At 49.2% G+C, this 2,844-nt stretch carries 3 protein-coding genes; all 3 read left to right on the top strand.

The window, feature by feature from the left end; translation table 11 throughout:
* The first annotated feature begins 41 nt into the window (after positions 1-41).
* From C4B57_06260 to C4B57_06250, 3 genes are read left to right on the top strand one after another with little or no spacing between them, the layout of a single operon-like run.
* Positions 42-308 carry a hypothetical protein gene (locus C4B57_06260; protein PXF54677.1) on the top strand — a complete coding sequence of 89 codons (267 nt, stop codon included), beginning with the start codon at positions 42-44 and terminating at the stop codon, positions 306-308.
* A gap of 2 nt (positions 309-310) precedes the next feature.
* Positions 311-1,321 (top strand): cytochrome C, encoded by a 1,011-nt coding sequence (locus C4B57_06255; GenBank protein ID PXF54676.1) that lies wholly within the window; start codon positions 311-313, stop codon positions 1,319-1,321.
* Positions 1,322-1,336: 15 nt separating this feature from the next.
* Positions 1,337-2,755: a hypothetical protein gene (locus C4B57_06250; protein ID PXF54675.1), complete on the top strand. Its 1,419-nt coding sequence runs from the start codon at positions 1,337-1,339 to the stop codon at positions 2,753-2,755.
* Positions 2,756-2,844: the final 89 nt, after the last annotated feature.

The raw sequence follows: 2,844 nt of genomic DNA, 5'->3' as shown, positions 1-2,844 counted from the left end.
AAAAAAAATTAGAAAAATTGAGGAGTTGACTCAAAAAATGGTTGCTCTATGAAAGAATCTTCAGACCAATGGCAGTAATTGTATGGCAAGCAGCCTACCCGGTGCTTGCTGCCTGTATCTTATATGAAATATCCAGGTATTTGGCCTATGTGTCGGAATACCTGGAAGGAGGTGATTATCCGGACAGACAGAATGTAACAAGTCAGATATTTTTGGAAAGAAGGCAGGCCAATAGGCCTGCTATAACTTGGTGGAATAGGCGGGATAATGTCCCGGTTTTTAGACCAAGGAAGAAGGGGAGGGAATAATTATGCTAAAAAGAGTCTTGATTGCCGCAGTCGGTCTTTGCTTTTTGATCGGCTGTCAGATGCTGGAAAAAAGGGCCAGTATCATCAAGGTGCCGGAAGTGGCGCCCGGGGCAACATACGTAGGCAGCGAAGCCTGTTTGGAATGTCACGAAGACTTTGCCAATGATCGGCATAACAATGTTCATATGCGCATTGCGTCTTTTGAGGCATATGGCTACCAGCATGGCTGTGAAGGCTGCCACGGGCCAGGGTCCGTACACGTGGATGAGGACGGTGAGCCGGAGAAGATCTTGCGCTTCGGTAAAGATGGGCTGGCCGCTGATGAAGTTGCCGGGGTCTGCACTACCTGTCATCAGGCCGGGGCCCAGATGAACTGGGCAAACTCAGAGCATGCCCTGAGTGACGTAACTTGCACTTCCTGCCACAATATCCACAATAATCCAGAAAAACACCTCCTGGCTGAGAAGGAAATAGATCTCTGTGCCTCCTGCCATACATCTCAGAAGGCAAAGATGTATTATATGTCTCACCATCCCTTGAAAGAAGGGAAAATGACATGCGATAGCTGTCACCAGCCTCACGGTACACAGACCGGGGCCGACGGCATGCTTAAGACCGACGAAAGGCTCAACGACCTGTGCCTTAAATGCCATACCCGTTATCAGGGACCGTTCGTCTTTGAGCATGCCCCTGTTTCAGAAAGCTGCCTTGAGTGTCATGAACCCCACGGGACCGTGGCAAACAACCTCCTGAAGCAGAATGAGCCCTTCCTGTGCCTGCAGTGTCATGAAGCACACTTCCATGCCAACAGGGAAGGCACGATTGGCGACCTTACGAGAGGTGGTGTCATGGATGCATATAACGACCTGACGCCACATACCGTCAGGGGTAAAGATCCTCATGACTGGTCCCGCGGAATGCTGACAAAATGTACTACTTGTCACCAGTCAATTCACGGCAGTGATTTGCCATCGCAGGCAGGTGCGGGCCTCGGCGCCGGCCTGACACGCTGATAAGGAGGCAGACAGATGAAGAAATATATAGCAATTTTTGTCATTTTTGCCCTGGCCGTCTTCCTCTCGCTTGGCAATGCCGTATGGGCAGATGAGGATGGTGAACAGAGTATTCATGTAGAACTCTCCGGGGGCGTGAGCATCAACGGTAATAATGACAGCCCCAATAAGGCGGCAGAATACAGAAGCCTTTCAGACGAAGATCTGGTTGGAATTTATGGCGGTTCAGTTGACGTCAGAAGCGGTAAGATCGAGTTCGGCGCAGAGGGTAGGCACATCGACACCGTGGATCAGGACTACAGTGGGCACCTGAATGTGGATCGGATCTTCGAGCTTCACGGCGGATACCAGGAATTCTTGCATCGCCTGGGCCAGGATGAACTGCTCCATATACAGGCGGTAACAAAAGCTCCGGGGCAGGGAGCCGAGTTGTGGCACACTTATGATTATGCTCCTTCGGGGTTTGACGTAAACTCCAACAGGGCGCCGGATAAAAATTTCGGCGTCAACTATGAAAAATACGATGCGACCACTGTCCTTCGTCTTCCCATGGTACCAGGCGTCAAGGTGGGTGTGCACTATCGTTATGAGAATAGAGAAGGACATCAACAGGCAATGGGCATGAGCAAGTGTGGTTCTTGCCATGTAGTGGCCCATGATAAAGACATCGATGAGACGACCCAGGACTACAAGCCTTTTGTTGAAGTCAATCTTGGGCAGCTCTCGATGGAATACAGCTTTCTCTACAGGACATTCGACAATCATAGTAATCACCTGTACCACCTGTATGATCCTGCAGTTAATCCAGGTAATCCGTCGATCGGGTTCGACAGTTTAGTTAACTACGATGTCCATGATAACCCTCTCGAACTGTCCAGGACCCCTGAGACCACCAAGACGGTCTACCACGTGAAAGGCAAATACGATATCAGCAAGAATCAAAGCGTGTCTTTCGGCTATATCCACTCCTTCGCAGAAAATCAAAGTGCCGATGAATATGGCATAGAAGGACACGAACTGGACACGACTTACGATGCCGGGATGCTGAGCTGGACAGCCAATCTGACCAGAGACCTGCTGGTAAGCCTGAACGGTCGCTATCAGTTTATCGACTCTGACAGCGCAGACATAGATCTTAAGGGTGACAGCAATGACTGGACACGCGACTCGGATGAAGAAAGGAATATTGCCAATGTCCGTGCCGACGTGAGGTATCGCTTGCTTCGCAACCTGACCCTCAGGGGCGGTTATGAGTATGAAAGTGATGACAGGAAAAACCAAGAGTTCATCGTGGACAGAGATATCAAGACACACAAGTTCAAGACCAAGGCCAAATGGAGACCATTCAGTGGTCTTTCTGTAACGGCAGGATACAAATTTACCTTTAGAGACGATCCTTATGAGTCTGTCCCGCAAATATTAGTTGCAAAATGAGGCCGAATTCGGTAAAATATTATATAATTTCAACATGATAATTGCTTTTTGAGGGCCTCATGAACTACAATTTCAGAAGCTATAATCCG

Source organism: Deltaproteobacteria bacterium (assembly GCA_003194485.1).
Classification (GTDB): domain Bacteria; phylum Desulfobacterota; class Dissulfuribacteria; order Dissulfuribacterales; family UBA3076; genus UBA3076.
This window is presented reverse-complemented; position numbering and strand designations above follow the sequence as displayed.

Coding starts and splice junctions, on each gene's coding strand:
- C4B57_06255 (PXF54676.1), top strand. CDS start 311: ATGCTAAAAAGAGTCTTGATTGCCGCAGTCGGTCTTTGCTTTTTGATC.
- C4B57_06250 (PXF54675.1), top strand. CDS start 1,337: ATGAAGAAATATATAGCAATTTTTGTCATTTTTGCCCTGGCCGTCTTC.